This is a genomic window from Actinoallomurus acanthiterrae (assembly GCF_054775715.1).
This window is the reverse complement of the sequence record NZ_BAAHCO010000001.1, coordinates 5,634,306-5,653,881: the sequence shown is the minus strand read 5'-3', so window position 1 is coordinate 5,653,881 and position 19,576 is coordinate 5,634,306. Positions and strand designations below refer to the sequence as shown.

At 71.6% G+C, this 19,576-nt stretch carries 17 protein-coding genes and 1 pseudogene; 9 read left to right on the top strand and 9 right to left on the bottom strand.

Annotation, left to right across the window (positions count from 1 at the left end):
• The first annotated feature begins 134 nt into the window (after positions 1–134).
• Together ACYVF7_RS26770 and ACYVF7_RS26765 are read left to right on the top strand one after the other, a co-directional pair.
• Positions 135–1,382: a sensor histidine kinase gene (locus tag ACYVF7_RS26770; RefSeq protein ID WP_460346168.1), complete on the top strand. Its 1,248-nt coding sequence runs from the start codon at positions 135–137 to the stop codon at positions 1,380–1,382.
• Positions 1,379–2,026 (top strand): response regulator, encoded by a 648-nt coding sequence (locus tag ACYVF7_RS26765; protein ID WP_460346166.1) that lies wholly within the window; start codon positions 1,379–1,381, stop codon positions 2,024–2,026. The genes ACYVF7_RS26770 and ACYVF7_RS26765 overlap by 4 nt, the downstream gene beginning before the upstream one ends.
• Positions 2,027–2,061: 35 nt before the next feature.
• Here ACYVF7_RS26765 and ACYVF7_RS26760 read toward each other — a convergent pair whose 3' ends face one another.
• Entirely contained in the window at positions 2,062–2,730 is a 669-nt protein-coding gene (locus ACYVF7_RS26760; protein WP_460346164.1) for a lysophospholipid acyltransferase family protein, read from the bottom strand.
• Between the two features lie 126 nt (positions 2,731–2,856).
• On the bottom strand, positions 2,857–4,227 hold the full coding sequence (locus tag ACYVF7_RS26755; RefSeq protein WP_460346162.1) for an MFS transporter: 1,371 nt from the start codon (positions 4,225–4,227) through the stop codon (positions 2,857–2,859).
• A 78-nt stretch (positions 4,228–4,305) separates the two neighbouring features.
• On the opposite strand from ACYVF7_RS26755, the gene ACYVF7_RS26750 reads away from it, so the two are divergent.
• Positions 4,306–4,833 (top strand): winged helix-turn-helix transcriptional regulator, encoded by a 528-nt coding sequence (locus ACYVF7_RS26750; RefSeq protein ID WP_460346160.1) that lies wholly within the window; start codon positions 4,306–4,308, stop codon positions 4,831–4,833.
• Between the two features lie 95 nt (positions 4,834–4,928).
• Here the strand turns inward: ACYVF7_RS26750 and ACYVF7_RS26745 are convergent, their stop codons facing one another.
• Positions 4,929–5,555: a maleylpyruvate isomerase N-terminal domain-containing protein gene (locus ACYVF7_RS26745; protein ID WP_460346158.1), complete on the bottom strand. Its 627-nt coding sequence runs from the start codon at positions 5,553–5,555 to the stop codon at positions 4,929–4,931.
• Positions 5,556–5,987: 432 nt separating this feature from the next.
• Positions 5,988–6,398 carry a plectin gene (locus ACYVF7_RS26740; RefSeq protein WP_460346156.1) on the bottom strand — a complete coding sequence of 137 codons (411 nt, stop codon included), beginning with the start codon at positions 6,396–6,398 and terminating at the stop codon, positions 5,988–5,990.
• Positions 6,399–6,508: 110 nt separating this feature from the next.
• Here ACYVF7_RS26740 and ACYVF7_RS26735 point away from each other — a divergent pair, with 110 nt between their 5' ends.
• The 3 genes from ACYVF7_RS26735 to ACYVF7_RS26725 all read left to right on the top strand — a co-directional run bounded on the left by ACYVF7_RS26735 (position 6,509) and on the right by ACYVF7_RS26725 (position 8,730).
• Entirely contained in the window at positions 6,509–7,051 is a 543-nt protein-coding gene (locus tag ACYVF7_RS26735; protein WP_460346154.1) for a TetR/AcrR family transcriptional regulator, read from the top strand.
• Positions 7,052–7,178: 127 nt separating this feature from the next.
• The gene (locus tag ACYVF7_RS26730) at positions 7,179–8,045 is read left to right on the top strand and encodes an oxygenase MpaB family protein (protein ID WP_460346152.1); all 867 of its coding nucleotides are present in this window, start codon (positions 7,179–7,181) and stop codon (positions 8,043–8,045) included.
• A 481-nt stretch (positions 8,046–8,526) separates the two neighbouring features.
• Positions 8,527–8,730 carry a DUF5999 family protein gene (locus ACYVF7_RS26725; protein ID WP_360884577.1) on the top strand — a complete coding sequence of 68 codons (204 nt, stop codon included), beginning with the start codon at positions 8,527–8,529 and terminating at the stop codon, positions 8,728–8,730.
• A gap of 50 nt (positions 8,731–8,780) precedes the next feature.
• On the opposite strand, the pseudogene ACYVF7_RS26720 reads toward ACYVF7_RS26725, so the two are convergent.
• Positions 8,781–9,382: pseudogene (locus ACYVF7_RS26720) on the bottom strand (alpha/beta hydrolase family protein).
• A gap of 79 nt (positions 9,383–9,461) precedes the next feature.
• The gene (locus ACYVF7_RS26715; protein ID WP_460346150.1) at positions 9,462–11,564 is read right to left on the bottom strand and encodes an ATP-binding protein; all 2,103 of its coding nucleotides are present in this window, start codon (positions 11,562–11,564) and stop codon (positions 9,462–9,464) included.
• A gap of 212 nt (positions 11,565–11,776) precedes the next feature.
• Between ACYVF7_RS26715 and ACYVF7_RS26710 the strand changes: the two genes are divergently transcribed.
• Positions 11,777–12,904: a VIT1/CCC1 transporter family protein gene (locus tag ACYVF7_RS26710; protein ID WP_460346148.1), complete on the top strand. Its 1,128-nt coding sequence runs from the start codon at positions 11,777–11,779 to the stop codon at positions 12,902–12,904.
• A gap of 43 nt (positions 12,905–12,947) precedes the next feature.
• A complete protein-coding gene (locus tag ACYVF7_RS26705; RefSeq protein ID WP_460346146.1) occupies positions 12,948–13,376 on the top strand; it encodes a PPOX class F420-dependent oxidoreductase in 429 nt (142 codons plus the stop codon).
• A 13-nt stretch (positions 13,377–13,389) separates the two neighbouring features.
• Here the strand turns inward: ACYVF7_RS26705 and ACYVF7_RS26700 are convergent, their stop codons facing one another.
• Positions 13,390–14,103, bottom strand: a complete 714-nt coding sequence (locus ACYVF7_RS26700) for a TetR/AcrR family transcriptional regulator (protein ID WP_460346144.1) — start codon at positions 14,101–14,103, stop codon at positions 13,390–13,392.
• Positions 14,104–14,299: 196 nt separating this feature from the next.
• Between ACYVF7_RS26700 and ACYVF7_RS26695 the strand changes: the two genes are divergently transcribed.
• Entirely contained in the window at positions 14,300–14,515 is a 216-nt protein-coding gene (locus ACYVF7_RS26695) for a tautomerase family protein (protein ID WP_460346142.1), read from the top strand.
• 135 nt (positions 14,516–14,650) lie between these two features.
• On the opposite strand, the gene ACYVF7_RS26690 is transcribed toward ACYVF7_RS26695, so the two are convergent.
• Positions 14,651–17,782: a glycosyl hydrolase gene (locus ACYVF7_RS26690; RefSeq protein WP_460346140.1), complete on the bottom strand. Its 3,132-nt coding sequence runs from the start codon at positions 17,780–17,782 to the stop codon at positions 14,651–14,653.
• A 49-nt stretch (positions 17,783–17,831) separates the two neighbouring features.
• Positions 17,832–19,466 carry a GH39 family glycosyl hydrolase gene (locus ACYVF7_RS26685; protein ID WP_460346138.1) on the bottom strand — a complete coding sequence of 545 codons (1,635 nt, stop codon included), beginning with the start codon at positions 19,464–19,466 and terminating at the stop codon, positions 17,832–17,834.
• Positions 19,467–19,576: the final 110 nt, after the last annotated feature.

Sequence of the window (19,576 nt, the reverse complement as noted above, 5' to 3'; positions counted from 1 at the left end):
GGAGCGGAAAGCCCGGCGCTGCGCTCAAGATATAACACAGGTCGCGCGACGACACCAGCCGGGGAATTCCCCGCCCGCGGAACTCGCTCCCGCGGGGGAGGCGTGGCGCCGCCTCGTTCTGTCAGGATTTCAGCGTGAAGTCCCTGGTCCGCCCCCTCGTCAGTGTGACGACCTACCGCCGCTGGACGTTCCTCTTCGGCGGCACGGCCATCCTGGTGCCGTACATCCTGATCTACACCGGGCTCCTGCAGATCATGGGCCACGCCGGCCGGCAGGCCGCCGACAAGGTCCTGGAGAGCCTGGTCATGCTGGTGGTCTACATCGCCATCTCGAGCGCGGTGGCCTTCATCCCCGCGGTGCGGATCCTGTCCCGGACGGCGGCGGAGACGCTGCTCGGCGTCCGGCTGCCCGCAGAGACCCCGGAGGGCATGCGCTCCTGGCGATCCCGCCGGCGCACCGCCGCCTGGTGGGTCCTGCACATCGGCGTGGGCGGCGGGACCGGCATGCTCGCCGTCCTCGCCCTGCCCCTGGCCCTGTTCCTGCTCCAGACGCCGTACACCGGCGAGCGGATCGGCCGGGAGTTCCTCGGCCGGTACTCCGCGCTGCCCCTCTGGTCGACGGTGGCGCTGGGACTGATCATCCTGCCGCTGGTGGTCTACCTCGGGGCGGGCGTCGGAGCGGTCCTCGCTCGGGTGGCGCCGGCCCTGCTCGGCCCGTCGCCTGCGGACCGGCTGGTCCAGCTCGAGCGCCGCGCGGAACAGCTCATCGAGCGCAACCGGCTCGCGCGCGAACTGCACGACTCCATCGGGCACGCGCTGACCGTCACCACGCTTCAGGCCGGCGCCGCCGTCCGCCTGCTGGACTCCGACCCGGAGTTCGCCCGGCGCGCGCTGTCGGCGATCGAGGAGACCGGGCGGACCGCCCTGGAGGACCTCGACCACGTGCTCGGCCTGCTACGGGAGGACCCGAGCGCCCGGACCCCGCAGCGTACGCTCGCCGACGCGGAGGCCCTGTTCGAGCAGACCCGGTCCGCCGGGGTGGAGGTGCGCGCCCAGGTCGGGGAGACCGAGGGCATCCCGTCGGTGGTGTCCCGGGAGGCGTACCGCATCCTGCAGGAGGCTCTGACGAACGTCCTGCGCCACGCCGGTAAGGTGCCCGTCGACGTGCGGCTGGGCGTGCGCGCCGAGCGCCTCGAGCTCGAGGTGACCAACCCCGTCGCGACCGCCGCCACCCCCCGGTCCGGCGGCGGCAGCGGACTGCGCGGCGTCCGCGAACGCGTCACCCTCCTGGGCGGGCGGTTCACCGCCGGCCCCGACGGCGCGCGGTGGCGGGTGCGCGTCACGATCCCGGTCGTCCCCCTGATGGAGCTACAGCAAAAGTGACCGACATCCTCATCGCCGACGACGAGCCGCTCATCCGCACCGGCCTGCGCGCGATCATCGACGCCGAGCCCGATTTCAGGGTCGTCGGCGAGGCCGCCGACGGCGCCGAGGTGCTGCCGATGGTGCGCACGCTGCGGCCCGACCTCGTCCTGATGGACGTCCGCATGCCCGCGGTCGACGGGATCCAGGCGACCCGGACGATCCTCGGGACGATCCCCGAACCACCGCGGATCCTGGTCGTCACGACGTTCGAGAACGACGACTACGTGTACGAGGCGCTGCGCGCCGGGGCCAGCGGCTTCCTGCTCAAGCGGGCCCGCCCGCCGGAGATCCTGCAGGCGATCCGCACCGTCGCGCTCAGCGACTCGCTGCTGTTCCCGGCGGCGATCCGCGGCCTGGCGGCGCGGCACGCGGCGGGCCGCGAGACCGACCGGATCCGGCGGGCGCGGCTCACCGAACGGGAGGAGCAGGTGCTCACCCTGATGGCCCGGGGCCTGTCCAACGCGGAGATCGCGGCCGACCTCGTGGTGAGCGTCGAGACGATCAAGACCCACGTCGGGAACCTGCTAGCCAAGCTCGGGGCTCGCGACCGCACCCAGGCCGTCATCGTGGCCTATGAGTCCGGCTTCGTCCGCCCCACGTAAACCGTCCAACCGCGACGGGCGCGGTTCTGTTCCCGTCAGCCGTTCTTCGCGGCGGCGGCCTTCTTCACCGAGGCGGCGTAGACGTCGACGTACTCCTGCCCGGACAGTTTCTGGATCGCCGCGACGATCTCGTCGGTGGCGGCACGCGGGTCGGCGTCCTCCGGGAACCGGATGGGTTCACCGAAGCGCACCTCGACCCGCATGATCTTCTTCGGCATCTTGTGCCCCATCGGCTGGACCTGGTCGGTGCCGATCAGCGCGCAGGGCACCACCGGCGCGCCCGACGCGAGGGCCAGCCGGGCGACGCCCGTCTTGCCCCGGTAGAGCCGGCCGTCCGGAGAGCGCGTGCCCTCCGGGTAGATGCCGAACAGCCGGCCCTCCTTGAGCACGCGCAGCGCCGTGTCGAGCGCGTCGGCCGCCTCCGACCCGCCGCTGCGGTCGACCGGGATGGTGCCGACGCCGCGGAAGAAGGCCGCGATCAGCCGTCCCTTCAGCCCGGTGCCGACGAAGTACTCCTCCTTGCCGATGAAGACCACTTTTCGCGGCGCCATGAGCGGCAGGAACAGCGAGTCGCAGAAGGACAGGTGGTTCGAGGCCAGGATCGCGGCTCCGGCGGGAACGGTGCCGGTCACCTTCGGCCGGAAGACGACCCGCAGGAGCGGTCCCAGCAACACGTGCTTGAGGAGCGAGAAGAACACGGTCACCCTTTTCCACGGACGAGTGCCCGACAGTCTGACGTCTCGGCTCCGTACCGTCCTTCCCTTTGAGGAACAAGAAATACGTTACGGTTCTTGTACCACCCCATCACTTGACGCACAGAGCGGCGGCGCTCACTGCGTTCGGCGTCCGCGTACCGCGACGGCGGCCACCGCCCCGGCGAGGGCGATCACGGCGGAGACGGCGAGGGCGACGTCCGTCCCCCGCGTCAGGGTCGGCGCCGAGGTGACGATGGCGACCACGACGGCCACCCCGACCGATGCCCCGATGTACCGTGCGGTGTTGTTCGCGCCGGAGCCCATGGCCGTACGGGACGGGGGCACGCTCTCGACGGCCAGCCGGGCGAGGGCGGCGTTCAGCAGGCCGCTGCCCGCCCCGCTGACCACCAGGCCCGGGGCGAGCCGCCACCATCCCCAGCCGGCCGACAGGCCCATGAGGGCGACGTCTCCGAACGCGCACAGCACCAGTCCGGCGGCGATGAGGTGCCGGCCCCGGGCCGCCACGCGGCGGACCTGGAGGGAGACGGCGAACGACACGCCGGCCCACAGGCTGAGCACGGCACCCGCGAGCAGCGGCGGCTCCCCGAGGACGCGGCCCACCATCGTCGGCAGGTAGCTCATCACCCCGATCACCGCGACGCCGGTGAAGAACGCGCCCCCGGTCGCCACGACGAAGTCCGCCCGGCGGAACAGCCGCAGGTCGAGCAGTGGCTCGCGGGTCCGCGACTCGACGACCACGAACGCCGTGAGGAGGCCGGCCGCGGCGGCGAACAGGACGAGCACCTCCGCCCTGGCCCATCCTCCGCGCCCCAGGGTGATCGCGCCGAGCAGTGCCGCCACTCCGGTGCCGAGCGTCAGGACTCCAGGCAGGTCGGCGCTGCGCCGGTGGCCGGCCCGGGACTCGCGCAGCCCGGTCACGGCCGCCCCCGCCAGCACCGCCGACGCGACCGCCGCGACGACGTACCACGCCCGCCAGCCCGCGAACTCGGCCAGCCCGGCGGACGCCTCCGGCCCGAGCGCGATGCCCAGCCCGAGCATCGCGCCCCACACGCCCGTCGCCCGCGCCCGCTCCGGGCCGGAGGGGAAGGCGTGGCCGATGAGACCGAGTCCGGCCGCCAGCAGGGCCGCGGTCGCACCGCCCTGGAGGAGACGGCCGGCGACGAACGCGGCGGTCGTCGGGGCGAGGGCGCACAGGACGCTGGACATCGCCAGGGTGAGCGCGCCCGTGACGAAGACCCGCTTGCGCCCGTGGTCGTCGGCGAGCCCGCCCACGGCGAGCAGCAGCACGGCGGTGCCGAGCGCGATGCTCCCGAGGATCCACGTCTGCCCCGCCGTTCCGGCGTTCAGGTCCCGTGCCATCGCCGCGAGGGTCGAGAAGGTCGCGTTGTAGTTCATCAGCGCGAGCATCGTCGCGGCGGAGACGACGGTGAGGGTCCGTCCCTCCCGGACACGTTCGCCGACCCGTACGGCTGTCTGCACTGTCATCACCTCGGTTCAATCAATGAACTCAGACCGGGCCGACTGTAACACGGTCGGTTCGTTGAATGAACTATCCTGAGGCGCATGGCACTCGGGAAGGACTACCTCGCGCAGGACTGCGCGCTCGCCCGCGCTCTGGAGCTCCTCGGCGAGCGGTGGACACTGCTCATCGTCCGCGACGCCTTCTACGGGGTCCGCCGCTACGGCGACTTCCTCGCCCACCTCGACATCCCCCGGGCGGTGCTCGCGGCGCGCCTGCAGGCCCTCGTGGACGCCGGAGTGCTCGACCGGCGGCCGTACCAGGAGTCACCCCGGCGCCACGAGTACGTACTGACCGAGCGCGGCCGGGAGCTCTGGCCCGCGCTGAACGCGCTCGGCCACTGGGGCGGGGAGTACCTCTCCCCGGCCGGGCCGACCCGGCTCTACACCCACCTCCCCTGCGGCAGCCGCGTCGACCGGACGGGCACCTGCGCAGCGTGCGGACGGTTCGCCCCGCCGGAGGAGCTGGAGGTGCGCCCGGGCCCGGGCGCCGACCGGCCGCACCGCAACGATCCCGTCTCGCGCGCGCTGCGGCGCCCGCACCGCCTGCTGGAGCCGCTGCTCACCGAGTGAACGCGCCACCTGACGGCGCCACGGCCTACTCGGCGAGGGAGCCCACCGCCCGCCGCAGCGGGCTGCTCACCGGGTGAGCCCGCGCCGCTCCACCCTCACTCGGGATGCCAGTCCGGCGAGCGTCCGGACGCGCGCAGGACCGCCTCCCACTCGTCTCCCCTGCCGGGCGCCGGCAGGTGCGGCACCCCGGTGCGCCACGCCGCGGCGATGACGTCGGGGCGGCTTGGGCGGTGGTCCTTGTCGAGCGCGCGGGCCAGGTCCCAGGCGTGCAGGTGCCACTCGACGCACACCGCTCCGGCGTAGTCGCCCGCGGTCAGCTTGGTGCCCCGGTAGGAGAGGTACGGCTCGTCCCACACGTCGAGCAGCCGGTCGGAGTACGCCTCGGCCGAGACGGCGAACGCGACGATGTGCTCGCGCCCCGTCGCGGACGGCAGCACGGCCAGCTCGGCGGCGTTCTGCCGGGACAGCTGGCGCATCATGAGGGCGGCCGGGGCGTCCTGGGCGAACAGCCGCGACAGCCGGCTGTTGGGGGCGTCGTTGAGGTATTCGTGGAAGTTCTCCGCGACGCAGCGCAGGTGACCGGCCAGGTCGATGGCCTGCCACTCCCGGCACGGCGTCGGCACGGACCAGTCCGAGAAGTGCGCGGCCAGCTCACAGATCGCGAGGACGCCTTCTCGGCATGCGCCGAGAAGGTCTCGCCGATCCGGCGGCGTGCGCTCCAAGTCATCCCCCCGGACAGAGCACTTCCTGCTGGCCCGCGTCGCCGTGGCCGGGACGGCCGCTGTTGCCCACGACAACACCTGAGTCGGTAGAGTCTCAGAGTTCATCGGCCCGTGCCACTCCGACCTGGCCGTGTTCACGCTGGTGGGGCACTGTCTTGTACCCCTTGGATGAAAACCAGCGGCGATTTCATGGACAACTGGCGACGGCGCGAGCGAAGCGCACCGAGGGTCAAGGCGCGCCATCGGCCAGGTCACCCCGTGCTCCCCGTCGGCGTGGCGCTGTCATAGTGACGGGACCGCCCCCGCAGCCCGCGGACGCACCGCGGCCGGATCACCGTCCGGCCCCCGCCGGCGGCGCTCCGCCGGCCCGCGGGGCAGCGGCCGGATGACACCGGGCCGGCCGCCCCGCGCGACCGGTCGCGCGGTGGTCGCTCAGACGTGGGCGGGCGGGGTGGTGCGCACCGCCAGCTTGTGGGCCTCGCGCAGCGTGCGAAGCCGGTCGACCTCATCGGCGTACGGACGGACGCCCGGCTTGGCCTGAGCCTTGCGCGCGGCGATCTGCGCGGCGCGCCGCTGCTTGGCGTCCCCGTGCTCGTACGTCTTCGGGCCCATCGCCACCCGCTGCGCCGCCTCGGCGGCCATGAGGGCGTCGTACAGGGCGCGATCGTAGGCGACCGCGAGCGGGCGCAGCTCGCCGAGGGCGCGGCCCTCGACCTGAGCGGCGTGGAACTCCCGCTCGGCGTCCTGCGCGGCGGCGAGCCGGTCGTGCAGCTCCGCGGCGAGCTTCTTGTCCGCGGCGTGGCGCTCAGCGACCTCCGGGCTCACCTTGCGACCCAGGACCATGGCGGCTCCCCTTCTCTCGATGCTCTCCGAGCCAAGGGTAGAGGGTACGGCACTGGGCCATGCGGCCGGGATGCTTTCGCGCGACTGCCTTTACGCAGTAAGGTGCGATCATGTCGCAGCGGACACCGCTCACGCGTGAGCGCATCATCGAGACCGCGCTCCACCTCATCGACGGCCAGGGGCTCGGCCGGCTGACGATGCGCCGCCTCGGCGACTCGCTTCAGGTCGAGGCGATGGCGATCTACCATCACCTCCCGCACGGCAAGGAGCAGCTCCTCGAGCAGTTGATCGCCCACGTCGCCGCGCTGCCGGTGCCTCCCGGCGAGGGCGACCCGCGTGAGCGGCTGCGCTCCTGGGCACGGGCCTACCGCGACCGGCTGCTCGAGCACGTCGGCGTGATGCCGCTCATCGTCACCCGCCGCAACCCGGGGGCGCTCGTGACGACCACCGCCTCCGTACGCGAGGTGCTGCGCGCGGCCGGCCTGCCGGAGTCCGAGGCGGCCGTCGGCGCCCACGTCCTGCTCGGCTACCTGCTCGGCACGGTGGCCCTCGAGGCCCGCGAGCGCGCCGCCGGGACCGCGTCCGGCGAGGACGTCGACTGGGACACGCGCTTCCTCTCGGGCCTGGACCGCGTCCTCGCCGGAATCGCCTGACCGCGGGACACCCCCTCGTCCCCCTGAAGGTCGGTTCGCGCGCTGTGGGCGTGTGCGCCGTTCGGCGGTGTCCCGTACGATCATGGCGTCCGATCCCGGTAATTACCCCCTTACACGGAGAATCTGGATGGCCCGCTATACCCGTCTCCGGCAGATCCAGGCCCTCGACCCCGAGCGCGACTACCAGGACATCTTTCGGATCAGCGCCGAGTACGAGTTCCCCTGGGATCTTCAGCGGTCGCTGGAGCTCGCGTTGTTCCGCACCTTCGCGGTGCCGTCGATCGGCGAGCTTCTCGATCGCACCGGGGAGTTCGCCAAGCAAGGCCAGAAACGCTACGACGACACCGTCGCCCTGCTGTACGAGATGACGCAGGACGGCGGCCTGGACGCCGAACGCGGCCGGGCCGCCCTACGCCGCATGAACCGGATCCACGGCCGGTACTCGATCTCCAACGACGACTATCTCTACGTCCTGGCGACGTTCGTGGTGATCCCCGTGCGCTGGATCGCCGAGTACGGCTGGCGGCCGTACAGCAGGCACGAGGTGCGCGCCACGACGAACACCTTCCGCCACATCGGCCGCCTCATGGGGCTGAAGGAGATCCCGGAGACCTACGAGGAATTCGCCGACTTCCTCGACCGGTACGAACGGAAGAACTTCGCCTACAACGACGCCAACCACCGCGTGGCGGAGGCGACGATCGCGATCTTCGAGGGGTGGTTCCCGGGGTTCCTGCGTCCGCTCGCCAGGCGAGGGGTGCTGGCGATGACCGACGCGCCGCTGCGCCAGGCGCTCGGCCTGCCCCGCGCACCCCGGATGCTGGAGATCGTCGCGCGCCGGGCGCTGAAGCTGCGCGCGCTCGCCGTCCGGCTGATGCCGCCGCGCCCGTCGTCCCGGCCGAAGAAGCCTTACACCCGCTCGTACCCGGGCGGCTACACTCTGGAGGATATCGGCCCGGCCTGGGTCAACGACCTCGGCCGGCGGACGGCCTGACCGGCCGTCCGCACGGGCGTGGGCGGCGGGATCGCCGAAGATCCCGAGTGGTGCCGTCGCCTCCATCAGAGCCGCGCCCCATGCGGCCACCCCATTGGGGGGTGCAAAGACGCGCCCCGCCACATGACCGAAAACTGCCCGCAGCGTGGCCGTCCCCCGGGAGCCCGCAGGGTGAAGACGGGCCGCACCTCGTGCCCGTCCGGCCCGGCGAAACTGCGGGCGACGCACCGTTCGACCTGCGCGATCGGGCCATCGCGCCAGATCGTTGTCTGTACCGAGAGTTGTTCTTTGGCCGATTTGGATGCGGGTACGGACCGATAAGCCGTAAAGTGATCTCTGTCACGAGGAGTCACTGGGGGCCATCGGAAAAAACCGCCCGGCCGGGCTATGTCCGCACGCGGGCGAACCGCAGCACACTCGAAGACGTCTTAGTGACATGAAGCAACCGAACCTACGAGTAGTCGAGACCGGAGGCACGCACATGTGCCCGCACGAGCCGCCATGCCCCTCGGCGACCGCACCCGACCGTGAGGCCGCTCGGACCATCACCTGCCACCCCGAGCAGGGGTGGAGCCTGCTCTGCAACGGGGTCGTGCTGTTCGAGGACACCGGCGAGCTGCTTCCCGACGGGGGAATCATCGCACCCCACCGCCCGACCGACCTTCCGGAGCACACGGCGGCGTGACGCGTTCTCTTCGGGGGACCTGTCCATAATGATGATCGACCCCGGGGGACTCAGCACGTACCGGCGCTCCATCGGCGCAGCCACTCCCCCACAACCGCCCCCACCGCGGCGGGCCTCCTGGCCAGATCGTGCCGTTCCCCCGGCAGGATCTCGACCCGGGTGGCGTCCGCGGGATCCGGGACACCGAACGGATCACGGTCGCCGTTGACGACCACGACCTCCACGCCCGCCGCCCTCAGCTCGGGTGCGCGGGAACGTTCGGGCCTTCCCGGCGGGTGCAGCGGAAACGCGAGCGCGATCACTCCGCGCGCCCCGGCCTTGAGCGCCGTACGGCACGCGACGCGCGCGCCGTTGCTCCGCCCGCACTGAATCAGGGGTACATCGGGGAACCTCTCACGGAGCGCGGCGATCACCGTGAGCCACGCCTCGTCCTGGCGTTCCGGAGACCCGGGCGCACGCCGTCCGGCACGGCGGAACGGCTGAAGCACGCGAGCCACGGCCCCACCGAGCGCGAGCGCCTCCTCGCGGACGGCCAGCAGGTCGGGCGCGTCGATCCCGCCGTTCGAACCGTGGGTCATGACCAGGAGGAACGCCGGCTCCGCGGCGCGTCCAGGGTGACCTCGGCCGGACCCTGCGGGGTCGCGATGTCCATGCGAAAACCGTACTCCCCGGCCCGATGACGCCTTCAGCCGAGGTGCCGGCGCACTGGGAGACAAGTCGCGGGCGGCGGTTCAGGAACCGGCGCGTGCCGTACGGCCGAGACCGAAGGCGACCGCGGCGTCCAGCGGGAGGGCCGCCCCTTCGTCGAATGCCTGGCCGAACCGGTCCGGGCCCAGCGTTCCACGCAGCACGCTCTCACACCACCGGTGGGGCTCCGCCAGCCCGTGGAGCCGATCCACCGACGATCCGATCGAGCGCCACATGGCGTCCGCGGCGCCGAGCAGGCAGGCGGCGGCCTCCGCGTCCGCGTCCGTCGTCGCCCAGGCGAGGGCCTCCAGGCAGAACGTCATCCCCCACCGGTCGCCCAGTGTGTGCTTGAGGTCGAGCGCCGCGCGCAGCAACGGCCTGGCCCCCGCCGCGTCGCCGAGCTGCCAGGTGGCGGTCGCCGTCGCCCACAGCGCGTGGGACTCCGACCAGGTCGCGCCGTGCTCCCGGCAGATCGCCAGGGAACGCTCGGCGCAGGCGAGCGCTCCCTCATGGTCGCCGAGAGCGCTGTGGACGATGCTCAGGTGGAACAGGGTGTGCCACTGACCGTCGGGGTCGTCGGCGGCCCGGTTGCTCTCCAACGCCTGGTTCATCAGTGCCTGGGCGTCCGCGAACCGGCCCTCGAACAGCGCCGCCAGGCCCGCGCACTGCACGGCACGTCGCCCCGCCAATGGGTAGCCGATCCGCTCGGCGAGGTCCCGGCACTGGTCCAGAAGGTCGAGTGCCGTCGTCGTGTCCCCCTGCAGGATGTCGAGCCGGCTCGCGACCCACAGCGCGTCCGCCCGGGCGTGACCGCGGGCCGCGCCGTGTTCGAGGGCCCGGTCCAGCCAGTGACGGCCTTCGCTGAGCAGTCCCCTCGTGATGCAGTAGCGGCCCAGGTCGGTCGCGATCCGCACGGCGACCGTGTCCTCGCCGGGGGTGGCCAGCGCGTGGTCCGCCGCACTGCGGAGGTTGGGATGCGCGAGCCGCAGCCGGGAGAGCCAGAGTGCCTGACGGTGGGTCATGAACTCCGTCATGGCGCGCTCGGCCATCGCGAAGTAGTGGTCGCGGTGCCGGTCCCGTACCCGGGTCTCCTCATCCGAGCGGGCCAGCATCTCCTGGCCGTACTCCCGGATCATCTCGGGCAGGCGGTACCGGCACAGCCGGTGCGGAGGCTCCCGTACGACGATCGACATGTCGATCAGCTCGGTGAGGAGGTCCAGCACGTCGTCGGCGGCGATGCCGTCACCGGCGCAGACGGCTTCGGCGTCGTCCAGGTCGAAACCGCCCTCGAAGACGGCGAGCCGGCGCCACAACGTCCGCTGGACCGGGGAGCACAGCCCGGAGCTCCAGTCGATCGCCATGCGCGGCGCCTGAAGTGGGGGAAGGTGCGTGCTGCTTCCCTCCGTCAGCAGCCCGAAGTAGTCGTCCAGCCGCCACAGGACCCGGTCGACGGACATGGCCCGGACCCGGACCGCGGCGAGCTCGATCGCCAGCGGGTTGCCCTCGAGCCGGTGGCACAACCGCAGGACGGCGCCATGATTGGCCTCGGTGACGCGGAAACCGCGGGAGGCGGTCGCCGCCCGGTCGGCGAAGAGGCGTACCGCGTCGGACCCGGACACCGCGGCCAGGGTGGGCGTCTTCTCCGGATCCGGCATCGGCAACGGCCGTACGGGCAGGACCTGCTCTCCGACGACGCCGAGTGTCTGCCGGCTGGTGGTCATGATGTGCAGATCCCGGTCGGCGCGCAGGAGGAGGTTGGTCAGCTGCGCGGAGGCGTCCAGCAGGTGCTCGCAGTTGTCGAGAATGAGAAGCATCCGCTTGTCCGCCAGGTGATCGACGATCACCTCGAGCAGGCTGCGGGCCGAGTCCTGCGGGGCGCCGAGTGACGCCTCGCAGATCTCGAGAGCGTCGGCGACGGCCGCGACGAGGAGTTCGGCGTCGCGGACCGGTGCCAGCTCGACGAACCACACCCCGTCGGGGAAGGACCGCTGGGCGCGCGCCGCGATCCGCAGGGCGAGCCGTGTCTTGCCCACCCCCGGGTCTCCGGTGAGCGTCAGGAGCCGGCCGCGGCGCAGCGCCGCCGTCGCCTCGCGCAACTCCCGTTCACGCCCCACGAAGCGCGTCCCACCGGTCGGCAGGTTGCCCACGGCTCTTAGCGTAGGCATGCCGGAGCGGCCCCGCCACCGGCCGCCCTCGGTACTGCGAGACCATGGAGGAGCCGCGGTGACGCCGCTCGGAGGCGTCATCGGATCCGCGGCACCCGGCTTCGCGGACCCGGCGGGCCTAACAGCATCCGGTGCGGGGATGACTTTCCGGTCCTGGCAGGTTGTCGGTTACGGATGGGACGACGAGGAGTGCCATGGGCAAAGCTGCTGATCGAGAACGCGTCAAGCGCTGGCGAGATCTCCTCGCCAGCGAGCGTGACGCCGCCACCCTGTACACGAGTCTCGCGCAGGCCGAGAACGGCGAACGCCGCGAGATCTTGGAGGAGCTCGCGGCGGTGGAGCGGAAGCACGCGGCCCATTGGGAGGAGAAGCTCCGTGCGGCCGGGGCGGAGGTGCCCCCGCCCGGAGGGCCCAGTGCGCGCACCCGGCTACTCGCGGTGGCGGCCCGGCGGCTGTCCACCCGCGCGGTCCTGCCGATGATCGAACGTGCCGAACGCTCGGACGCGGGGCTCTACGACCGTGACCCGGACGCCGCGCCGGGGATGGCCGACGACGAGCGGGGCCACGCCCGTACGCTCGCCAAGCTGATCGACGGCGGGAAGCCCGATCCGCGCACGCAGATCGCGCGCCGGGAGGGCTGGCACCGCACGGACCGCTCCGGGGCGCTGCGCGCCGGCGTCTTCGGGGTCAGCGACGGTCTCGTGTCGAACACCGCCCTCGTCATGGGCTTCGCGGGATCCGGATCCTCCCGGACCGCGATCCTGCTGGCGGGTGTCGCCGGACTGCTGGCCGGAGCGTTCTCCATGGCCGCCGGAGAGTACGTCTCCATGTCCAGCCAGCGGGAGATGTTCGAGCGGGAGATCGCGCTCGAGGCTCAGGAGCTGGAGGAGACCCCGGAAGAGGAGCACGCGGAGCTGGTCCTGCTCTACCGCGCCAAGGGGCTGGACCGCGCCGACGCCGAGCGGCTCGCCGACCGGATCATGAGCGACAAGAAGGTCGCCCTCGACACGTTGGCGCGGGAGGAGCTGGGCCTGAACCCGGACGAGCTCGGCTCCCCGTGGGGCGCGGCGGCGTCGAGCCTGCTCGCGTTCGCGATGGGCGCGTTCGTCGTGGTCCTGCCGTACCTGATCGGAGGCGGCAACGGCGCGCTGCTGGCCGCGATCGGGCTGGCGGTCCTCGCGTTGTTCGGCGTCGGCGCGGGCATCGGCGTCCTCAACGGACGGCCCGCGGTGCGCTCGGGCCTGCGCCAGGTCGTCGCCGGCGGTCTCGCCGCCGGGGTGACATTCCTGGTGGGCCACCTCATCGGCACAGCCGTGTCGTGACCCCCGGGGCGGGGCCAGCGCGTCACTTGGAGAGAATCGGCGCATGGCCGAAACCATGACCGAAAACGAATGGCGCGACTTCGTCTCGACCGGAACCCGCACCGGCAAGGCCGCCGTCGTCAAGGCCGACGGCACGCCACACGTCACGCCGATCTGGTTCGTCCTCGACGGGCCGGATCTGCTGTTCAACACGCACGAGTCGGGGGTCAAGGGGAAGGCGTTGCGCCGCGACCCGCGCATCTCGATCAGCGTGGACGACCAGACCCCGCCGTACACCTTCGTCTCGCTGTGGGGCGAGGCGTCGCTGTCGGAGGACGTGGACGAGGTACGCCGCTGGGCGACCGTGATCGGCGGCCGGTACATGGGAGCCGACCGCGCCGAGGAGTACGGCGCCCGCAACGGCGCGCCCGGCGAGTACCTCGTCCGCGTCCGGATCACCAAGGTCGTCGCCCAGCGCGACATCGCCGACTGAGGCGTCGGGCGGCTCAGGCCGACGGGGAGGCGTCGGCGAGCCGCTTGAGCCACTGGCGCAGCAGGGCCGTCTCCTCTCTGGTCAGAGCGCCCGAGGGCTCCTCCTGGAGGCGGGCGCCCAGCGCCGCGGCCATGACGGCGGCCGTGCCGGTGGAAGAAGCCTTGCAACCCTCGGCCGGTGAGTCCTCAGGGACGGTGATCGACTCGATGACGGCGTCCCGGACCCGCCGAGAGAAGTCCGGGTCGGGGTAGAACGCAGGGCGGGAGATCAGCGACAGCGCGACGCCGGAGTTGGCGGACATCACCATCCGGGCCGCCGTCTCCGGAGAGGTGCGCAGCCGCCCCGCCGCCGCGCATCGGCGCAGCACGGCGAGCAGGAGTTCGTGCGCCTCCGCGACCGCCGCCGGTGGGGCCGACAGGCCCGGGGAGAACATCAGCCGGTAGTAGTTCGGGTTGTCCACGGCGAAGCCGACGTGGTTGTCCCAGCCGTCCCTCAGGTCCTGGACCGGATCCGCCGACGGCCGCGCCGCGCGTTTGGCGGCCAGATACTGCTCGAACCCGAAGTCGACGACGGCGGACAGCAGGCCCTCTTTGTCGCCGAACTGCCGGTACAGCGCGGGCGCGCCGACCCCGGCGGCCTCACAGACGGCCCGGGTCGAGAAGTCGGCCTCCGAGGAGCGCGACAGCAGGTCGGCCGCCGCCTCGAGTATCCGCGTTCTCGCATTCACGATATCGACGGTAACACGCTCTGCGCTTACCGGCGGCGTCAGACGATGCCGCCCCTGGCGCGGATGACCTGGCCATTGACCCGGCGACCCTGACCACCTCGGACCGTAGCGGCGATATCTCCACATTGCAATCAACGCTACGCATGGCGTATCGTCGCTAACACCGCAGAGCAATCATCGATAACGAGGAGACGGCATGCCATTCGCCAACTTCAAGGTCCCGGCGGGAACGTTGAGCCCCGAGGAGAAGGAAAAGCTCGTCACCCGCACCACGGACCTGTACGCGGAGATCTACGGTGACCGAGCACGCGCCAACACGATGGTGCTCGTCGAGGAGGTCGCCGACGGCGGCTGGGGCATCGGCGGCGACGTTCTGACGCTCGCCAAGCTCCAGCAGCCCTCGCAAGGCTGACCTGGCAGCGAGGCCGTCGCATCGCCTGGCGGCGGCCTCCTCGGCGCGGGAATCGACGCGCGAGGGTTCGCGTCGATCGTCCCCGCCCCGGCGAACGCCGGGGCGGAGACCGGGGGCGGCGGTTGTGGACGGTTCTCAGCGCAGCGGGGACTCGGCATACGGGGTCAGGACGACGGGGCCCAGCAGGCCGGTTCGCTGGTTCGGCAAGCGGTAGGTGGCGCCTCCGGCGGCCTTGACAGCGTTGTAGAGCGTGGTCGACACGGTCACGGTGATGGTGTTGGAGCCGGCGTGCAGGCGCCTCCCGAGGTCGATGCGGCCGATGTCGCTCTGGTCGATCCCGTTCACCGGGCGGCCGTTGACCTCCACGCGGACGGTGTCGACCGCCTTGCCGAGGTCCAGGTAGGCGCCGTCGTCCTTGTTCCAGCCGGCGGGCGTCACCACGGTGGTGGTGTAGGCGCCGACGCCGGAGGCGTTGCCGAGGCCGGGACTCGTGGTGATCTCACTCCACGACGGCAGGGTGCCGTCCTGCCTCGCGACCACGTCGGTCGTGGGCAGGGTCGTCTTCTCGGTCTGGTCCTGGGTGGCTCCGGGGGTCCAGGACTCGGCGGAGAGCCGCCAGGACGTCAGCTTCTGTGCCGGCGGAACGTCCTTGACGACGGTGGAGACCGTACGACCGTCGTCGAGGGCGGCGGTGTAGCTGCCGTCGCCGGTGGCGCGGGCCAGCAGCGAGCCGTCGCCGCCGTAGCGGACGTCCGCGTTCGTGCTGACGGCGTACCTCGCGTTCGGCTTGGCGCCGGTGAGGGCGATGACGGTGACGTCGTACGGCGCGAGCTTCACCGGAACCCCGATGGAGCCCTGCTCCTTGGTGTAGGCGGCGATCGGATCGATCGTGCCCGACCAACTGTCGAGCCGGTAGGGACGTCCGCCGCCGTCGAGGGAGATCGTGGTGTCGGCCCGGGAGCCGGTTCGGTTGTAGATGAAGTAGTAGTCGGTGCCGCCCGCGTTCCGGTGCACCGTCTCCAGCGCTCCCCCGGACGATGCGGCCTTGGCGTCGGGCCGCAGGCCGGTGTCGCCGAGCGCGACCGGGAGTCCGGCCTCGTCGGCGACGTGCCGGACGCCGGGCTGGTGCAGCAGCTGCGTGGTCAGGGCCTTGATGCGCGCGTCCTGGCTCGCGGTGCCCGCGCCGGGCACGGCCGAGGGGGCGTCCCCGATGACGAATACCGGCAGGCCCTGCCGGGCCAGGGTGAGGATGCGCTCGGCCGCGTCGAGGGTGATGGTGGTCTGGTGGTTCAGGACGAGCCCCTTGTAGGCGGCGCCGTCGGGCAGGAGGCGGCGGTCCTCGTACGGCGCGCCGGCGAGCGCGTCGGGCGTCAGGTACTCATAGGTGTAGCCTGCGGCGGCGGTGGCCGAGCCGACGCCGAGCATGTGCCCCGGCGCCTCCGGGGAGCCGGCGCTCTGCCCGGCGAGGCCGAGGTCCTGGTAGTAGACGGCCAGGTCGAGCCGCGGCCTGCCCTGTCGCAGGACCAGTTGGAGCCGGGAGAGGTGGTCGTTGACCGAACGGTGGTCACGCCACTGCGGGACACGCGGTCCGAACAGCTCCCCCACGTTGAGGTAGCCCCGGATGTTCCACGGGTCGTACCCCGGCCACGCGCCGCCCTCGCCAGGGTTGGGGGATGCGAGTCCGGCCGGTGCGTCCTTGTAGGCGAAGCCGTGCCACACGACCTGGGTGACGCCTCCGGCGAACGCCTTGTAGGTGGTGTCGAGGTTGCCGTTCTGGGCATCGCCGTCGACCCACGGCTGGTCCGTCGTGAGGTCCTGGTTGAGATCGCGCCCGGAGACGGTGGACCGGTAGGCGCCGTTGAAGACCGCGCAGCACTCGGTGGAGATCCGGGTCGTGCCGACGCTGTGCGCCCCGCCCGCGAGGACCTTGTAGTCCTGCTCGGCGCCGTAGGAGTTCGGGCTGCCGAAGTCGAGCGACTCACCCTCGGGCACGCCCGTCACCCGGGCGGCCCGGCCGGTCTGGATCGGGTCGCCGTAGGCCTGGGCGCGGTAGTTCAGGCCGTGCGACCTGGCCCAGCGCTGCAGGCCGGTCACGTACCGGTCGATGTAGAGGTCGCTCCAGGTCTGGCGGTAGTCCTGCCGGTAGCGGGCCCCGCTTCCGTCGCTGAAATCGAACGCCGGAACGGCCGTGCCCTGCTGGCCGACACCGGTGAGCGACGGAAGCGCGTCGATGACGGAATAGCCGCGGCGCTTGCCGAACTGGGACGCGAAGTCCCAGGTCCACAGCTCGTTGGCGCCCATCTCCAGGGAGTCCTCGAAGATGGAGCCGGTGCCGTTCATCCGGCCGAGCAGCCGCTTGGTCTCGCTCGTGAAGATGGCGGAGTTCCAGAAGGAGGCGACCGCGTTCGCTCCGGCGCCGCTGAGATGGTCGACGACGTAGTTCGGCGTGGTCGCGGTCAGGCCGGTCTTCGTCAGGCCGTCGGCCGTCTGGTAGAAGGCGAGCAGCGCCCAGGTGCCCGACCCCATCGGCGCGGTCCAGGCCAGCCTGCCGTCCTTGGCGTCTTTGGTCAGGTCGGTGACCGTGGACCTGTCGAGCTGCCGGGACCCGCCCTTGGGCGCGGGGCACGAGTCCTCGACGCACTTGACGGCCGCGACGGCGACGAGTGTGGTCTTCGCCCCGGCCGGCACGCCCGCCGTGGGCGTGGGCAGCGCTCCTTGGAAGGCCGTCCCGGCCTTCACGAACGCCGAACCGTACACGAGCTGCTGTGCCGCCGCGGGGTCGTTGACGTCGGTGACGGTGGGCACGGTCGGCGGGTAGTGGGGGCCCATGTTCTGGTCCACCGTCAACCCGTACTTGTTCGCCTCGGCGATGATGACCTGCAGCTTTCGCGTCCACAGCGCGGTGCCCCAGCCGTAGGTCCGCAAGAACTCCGGCTGCTGGTTCCCGGTTCCCGGCACCCCGAACGGGGACACCTCCACGCCACCGGCACCGGACGCCGCGATCTGCTCGACCTCCGCGCGCAGTTCGTCGTCGTCGGTGTGGGCGAGCGGCACCCACCACCGGTACTTGGGCCGCACGCTCGCCGGCGGGTTCTGGAAGGTGCCGGCCGTCAGCGTCGGCGCGCGATCCGGCGCGACGGCGGCGGCGCTCGGCGGCGCGCCGGTGACGGCGCCCGCCGCCGGCGGGACGCTCATGCCGAGGGCCACGGCGCCGATGGCGAGCAGCCGGCCGCTGAAACGGCGGATCGAGGGCGAGTTAAGGATCACGAATCAATTCCTTGTTGAACGGTTTCAATCCCGTTGGCCGAACGCCGGTTCAGGACGTGATGTGAATCGCGGCGACGCCTTCGGCGGGGAGAGTGAGGGAAAAGCTCGTGATGCCGGTTTTGCGGTCCGTCTTGAGCTGGAGGGGCCGGTCGTGGAGTTCGCTCGCGTCGTGCAGCGCGCTCAGTTGACGTCGGCTGGGGTACTCCGGGGAGCCCATCTCGGCCCACTCGCGCTGCGGGTTGGTGTGGTCTTCGTCGATGAGCTGGACCCGAGCCCGTGCCCGGGCGGGCAGGCCGCGTACCTGGACGGTCAGTTCGGCGGGTTGTGCGGGAGCGGGGTGGCTGCCGTCGCCTGTGGCGAGGGCGTGGTTGTAGAGGAGGATGTCGGCCTTGCCGCCCGCGCCCCCGGTGACCGCGATCCCGCCGACCGTGGCCGGTGCGTCTGAGAGGGTGAGCGGAACGCTGCGCTGCCCGACCTTGTGGAGGATCTGCAGCAGTCGATAGGACGGCTTCTTGATGCCGTGGATCGTCTGCAGGCCGAACCCGCCGTGGAACGGCTTGTCGGCCTGACCCGCCTCTTCGAAGATGTCGGTGAACGCCCAGTAGGACAACGCGTCCACGACCCCCGCCGTCTCGATGATGGTCCGCAGGAAGCTCGCGGCGGCGTCGGATCGGTCGAGCGCGGCGTCGCCGAGGTCCGCCGACACGTTCGTCTCGGAGATGTAGAGGGGAACGCCCTTAGGGGTGTCGGCGCGATTCTGCTTGAAGAACGTCGCCGCTCCGTTCGGCCCCGCACCGTTGTCCGTCTCGTAACCGTGCGCGGCGCCGAAGTCGACCGGGACGCCGTTGGCGGTGGCCCACTGCATGAACTCGCGGTAGTACTGCACGCCGGGAGAGCGCGGCGTGCCGAAGCTGATCTGGCCGGCCGACGTCGCCGGGCCGCCGACGTGCAGACTCGCGTCGACGTTCTTGATCGCCTCCGCGGCGTATCGGTACAGCTTGAAGTAGGCCTGCTGGTCACCGTTGAAGAACACGAACAGGTTCGGCTCGTTCCAGATCTCGAACGGCCACTTCCGTACCTCGGTGATGCCGTAGCGGTCCACCATGTGCCGCGCGAAGTCCCCGACGACCTTGCCCCAGAGCGCGTAGTCCTTCGGCTCCATCTGGTTGAAGTCGTAGAGGAAGACGCTGAAGGGCTGCGGGGCGGACTGCAGGGCCGCCGGCATGCTGCTGAGCTCGACGTAGGGGTGCATACCGCGGTCGACCAGTGCGTCGTAGATCTGGTCGACGTTGAAGAAGGAGTAGTCGTCCTTCGACAACGCCGGGTTGCGCGGCCGGCCGTTGACCGTCGGGAAGTACGTGCTCATCGAGCTGTTGAGCACTCCGTGGAAGCGCAGCGACTGGATGCCGAGCTCGTCATGGCACGCGAACAACTGGTCCTGGTAGTCCCGGCGCAGCGCCTGCTTCGCCCAGTCCCCTCCGACGACCCGCTCCCACACGTGAGGGAACGGCGAGGTCGGCTTGGTCAGGTCGACGGTGGCCTGGGCGCCGGTGGACCGGGTCTCGGCCGCCGCCGCGGCGCCGGGGCGGAGCAGCTCAGGGCCCAGAACCGAGCCGGCTGCGGCGGCACCGCCGACGAGCATCTGACGACGGGTGAGGCCCGGGCGGGCGGGGGTCTCTGCCATGACTCTCCTTAGGGCACGCGTCGAGGCGTGCCGGTTCCGGCGACCGCGCCGAGACGACGGCGCAGGTCGTGTGCCGGAACCTAACCTCCGAGGACACCCGGATACAACGA

What these genes read in the sequence shown, in the direction of transcription:
- ACYVF7_RS26695 (WP_460346142.1), top strand. Translation starts at nt 14,300, where the DNA reads ATGCCATTCGCCAACTTCAAGGTCCCGGCGGGAACGTTGAGCCCCGAG.
- ACYVF7_RS26735 (WP_460346154.1), top strand. Translation starts at nt 6,509, where the DNA reads ATGTCGCAGCGGACACCGCTCACGCGTGAGCGCATCATCGAGACCGCG.
- ACYVF7_RS26755 (WP_460346162.1), bottom strand. Translation starts at nt 4,227, where the DNA reads ATGACAGTGCAGACAGCCGTACGGGTCGGCGAACGTGTCCGGGAGGGA.
- ACYVF7_RS26740 (WP_460346156.1), bottom strand. Translation starts at nt 6,398, where the DNA reads ATGGTCCTGGGTCGCAAGGTGAGCCCGGAGGTCGCTGAGCGCCACGCC.
- ACYVF7_RS26750 (WP_460346160.1), top strand. Translation starts at nt 4,306, where the DNA reads ATGGCACTCGGGAAGGACTACCTCGCGCAGGACTGCGCGCTCGCCCGC.
- ACYVF7_RS26685 (WP_460346138.1), bottom strand. Translation starts at nt 19,466, where the DNA reads ATGGCAGAGACCCCCGCCCGCCCGGGCCTCACCCGTCGTCAGATGCTC.
- ACYVF7_RS26710 (WP_460346148.1), top strand. Translation starts at nt 11,777, where the DNA reads ATGGGCAAAGCTGCTGATCGAGAACGCGTCAAGCGCTGGCGAGATCTC.
- ACYVF7_RS26730 (WP_460346152.1), top strand. Translation starts at nt 7,179, where the DNA reads ATGGCCCGCTATACCCGTCTCCGGCAGATCCAGGCCCTCGACCCCGAG.
- ACYVF7_RS26725 (WP_360884577.1), top strand. Translation starts at nt 8,527, where the DNA reads ATGTGCCCGCACGAGCCGCCATGCCCCTCGGCGACCGCACCCGACCGT.
- ACYVF7_RS26705 (WP_460346146.1), top strand. Translation starts at nt 12,948, where the DNA reads ATGGCCGAAACCATGACCGAAAACGAATGGCGCGACTTCGTCTCGACC.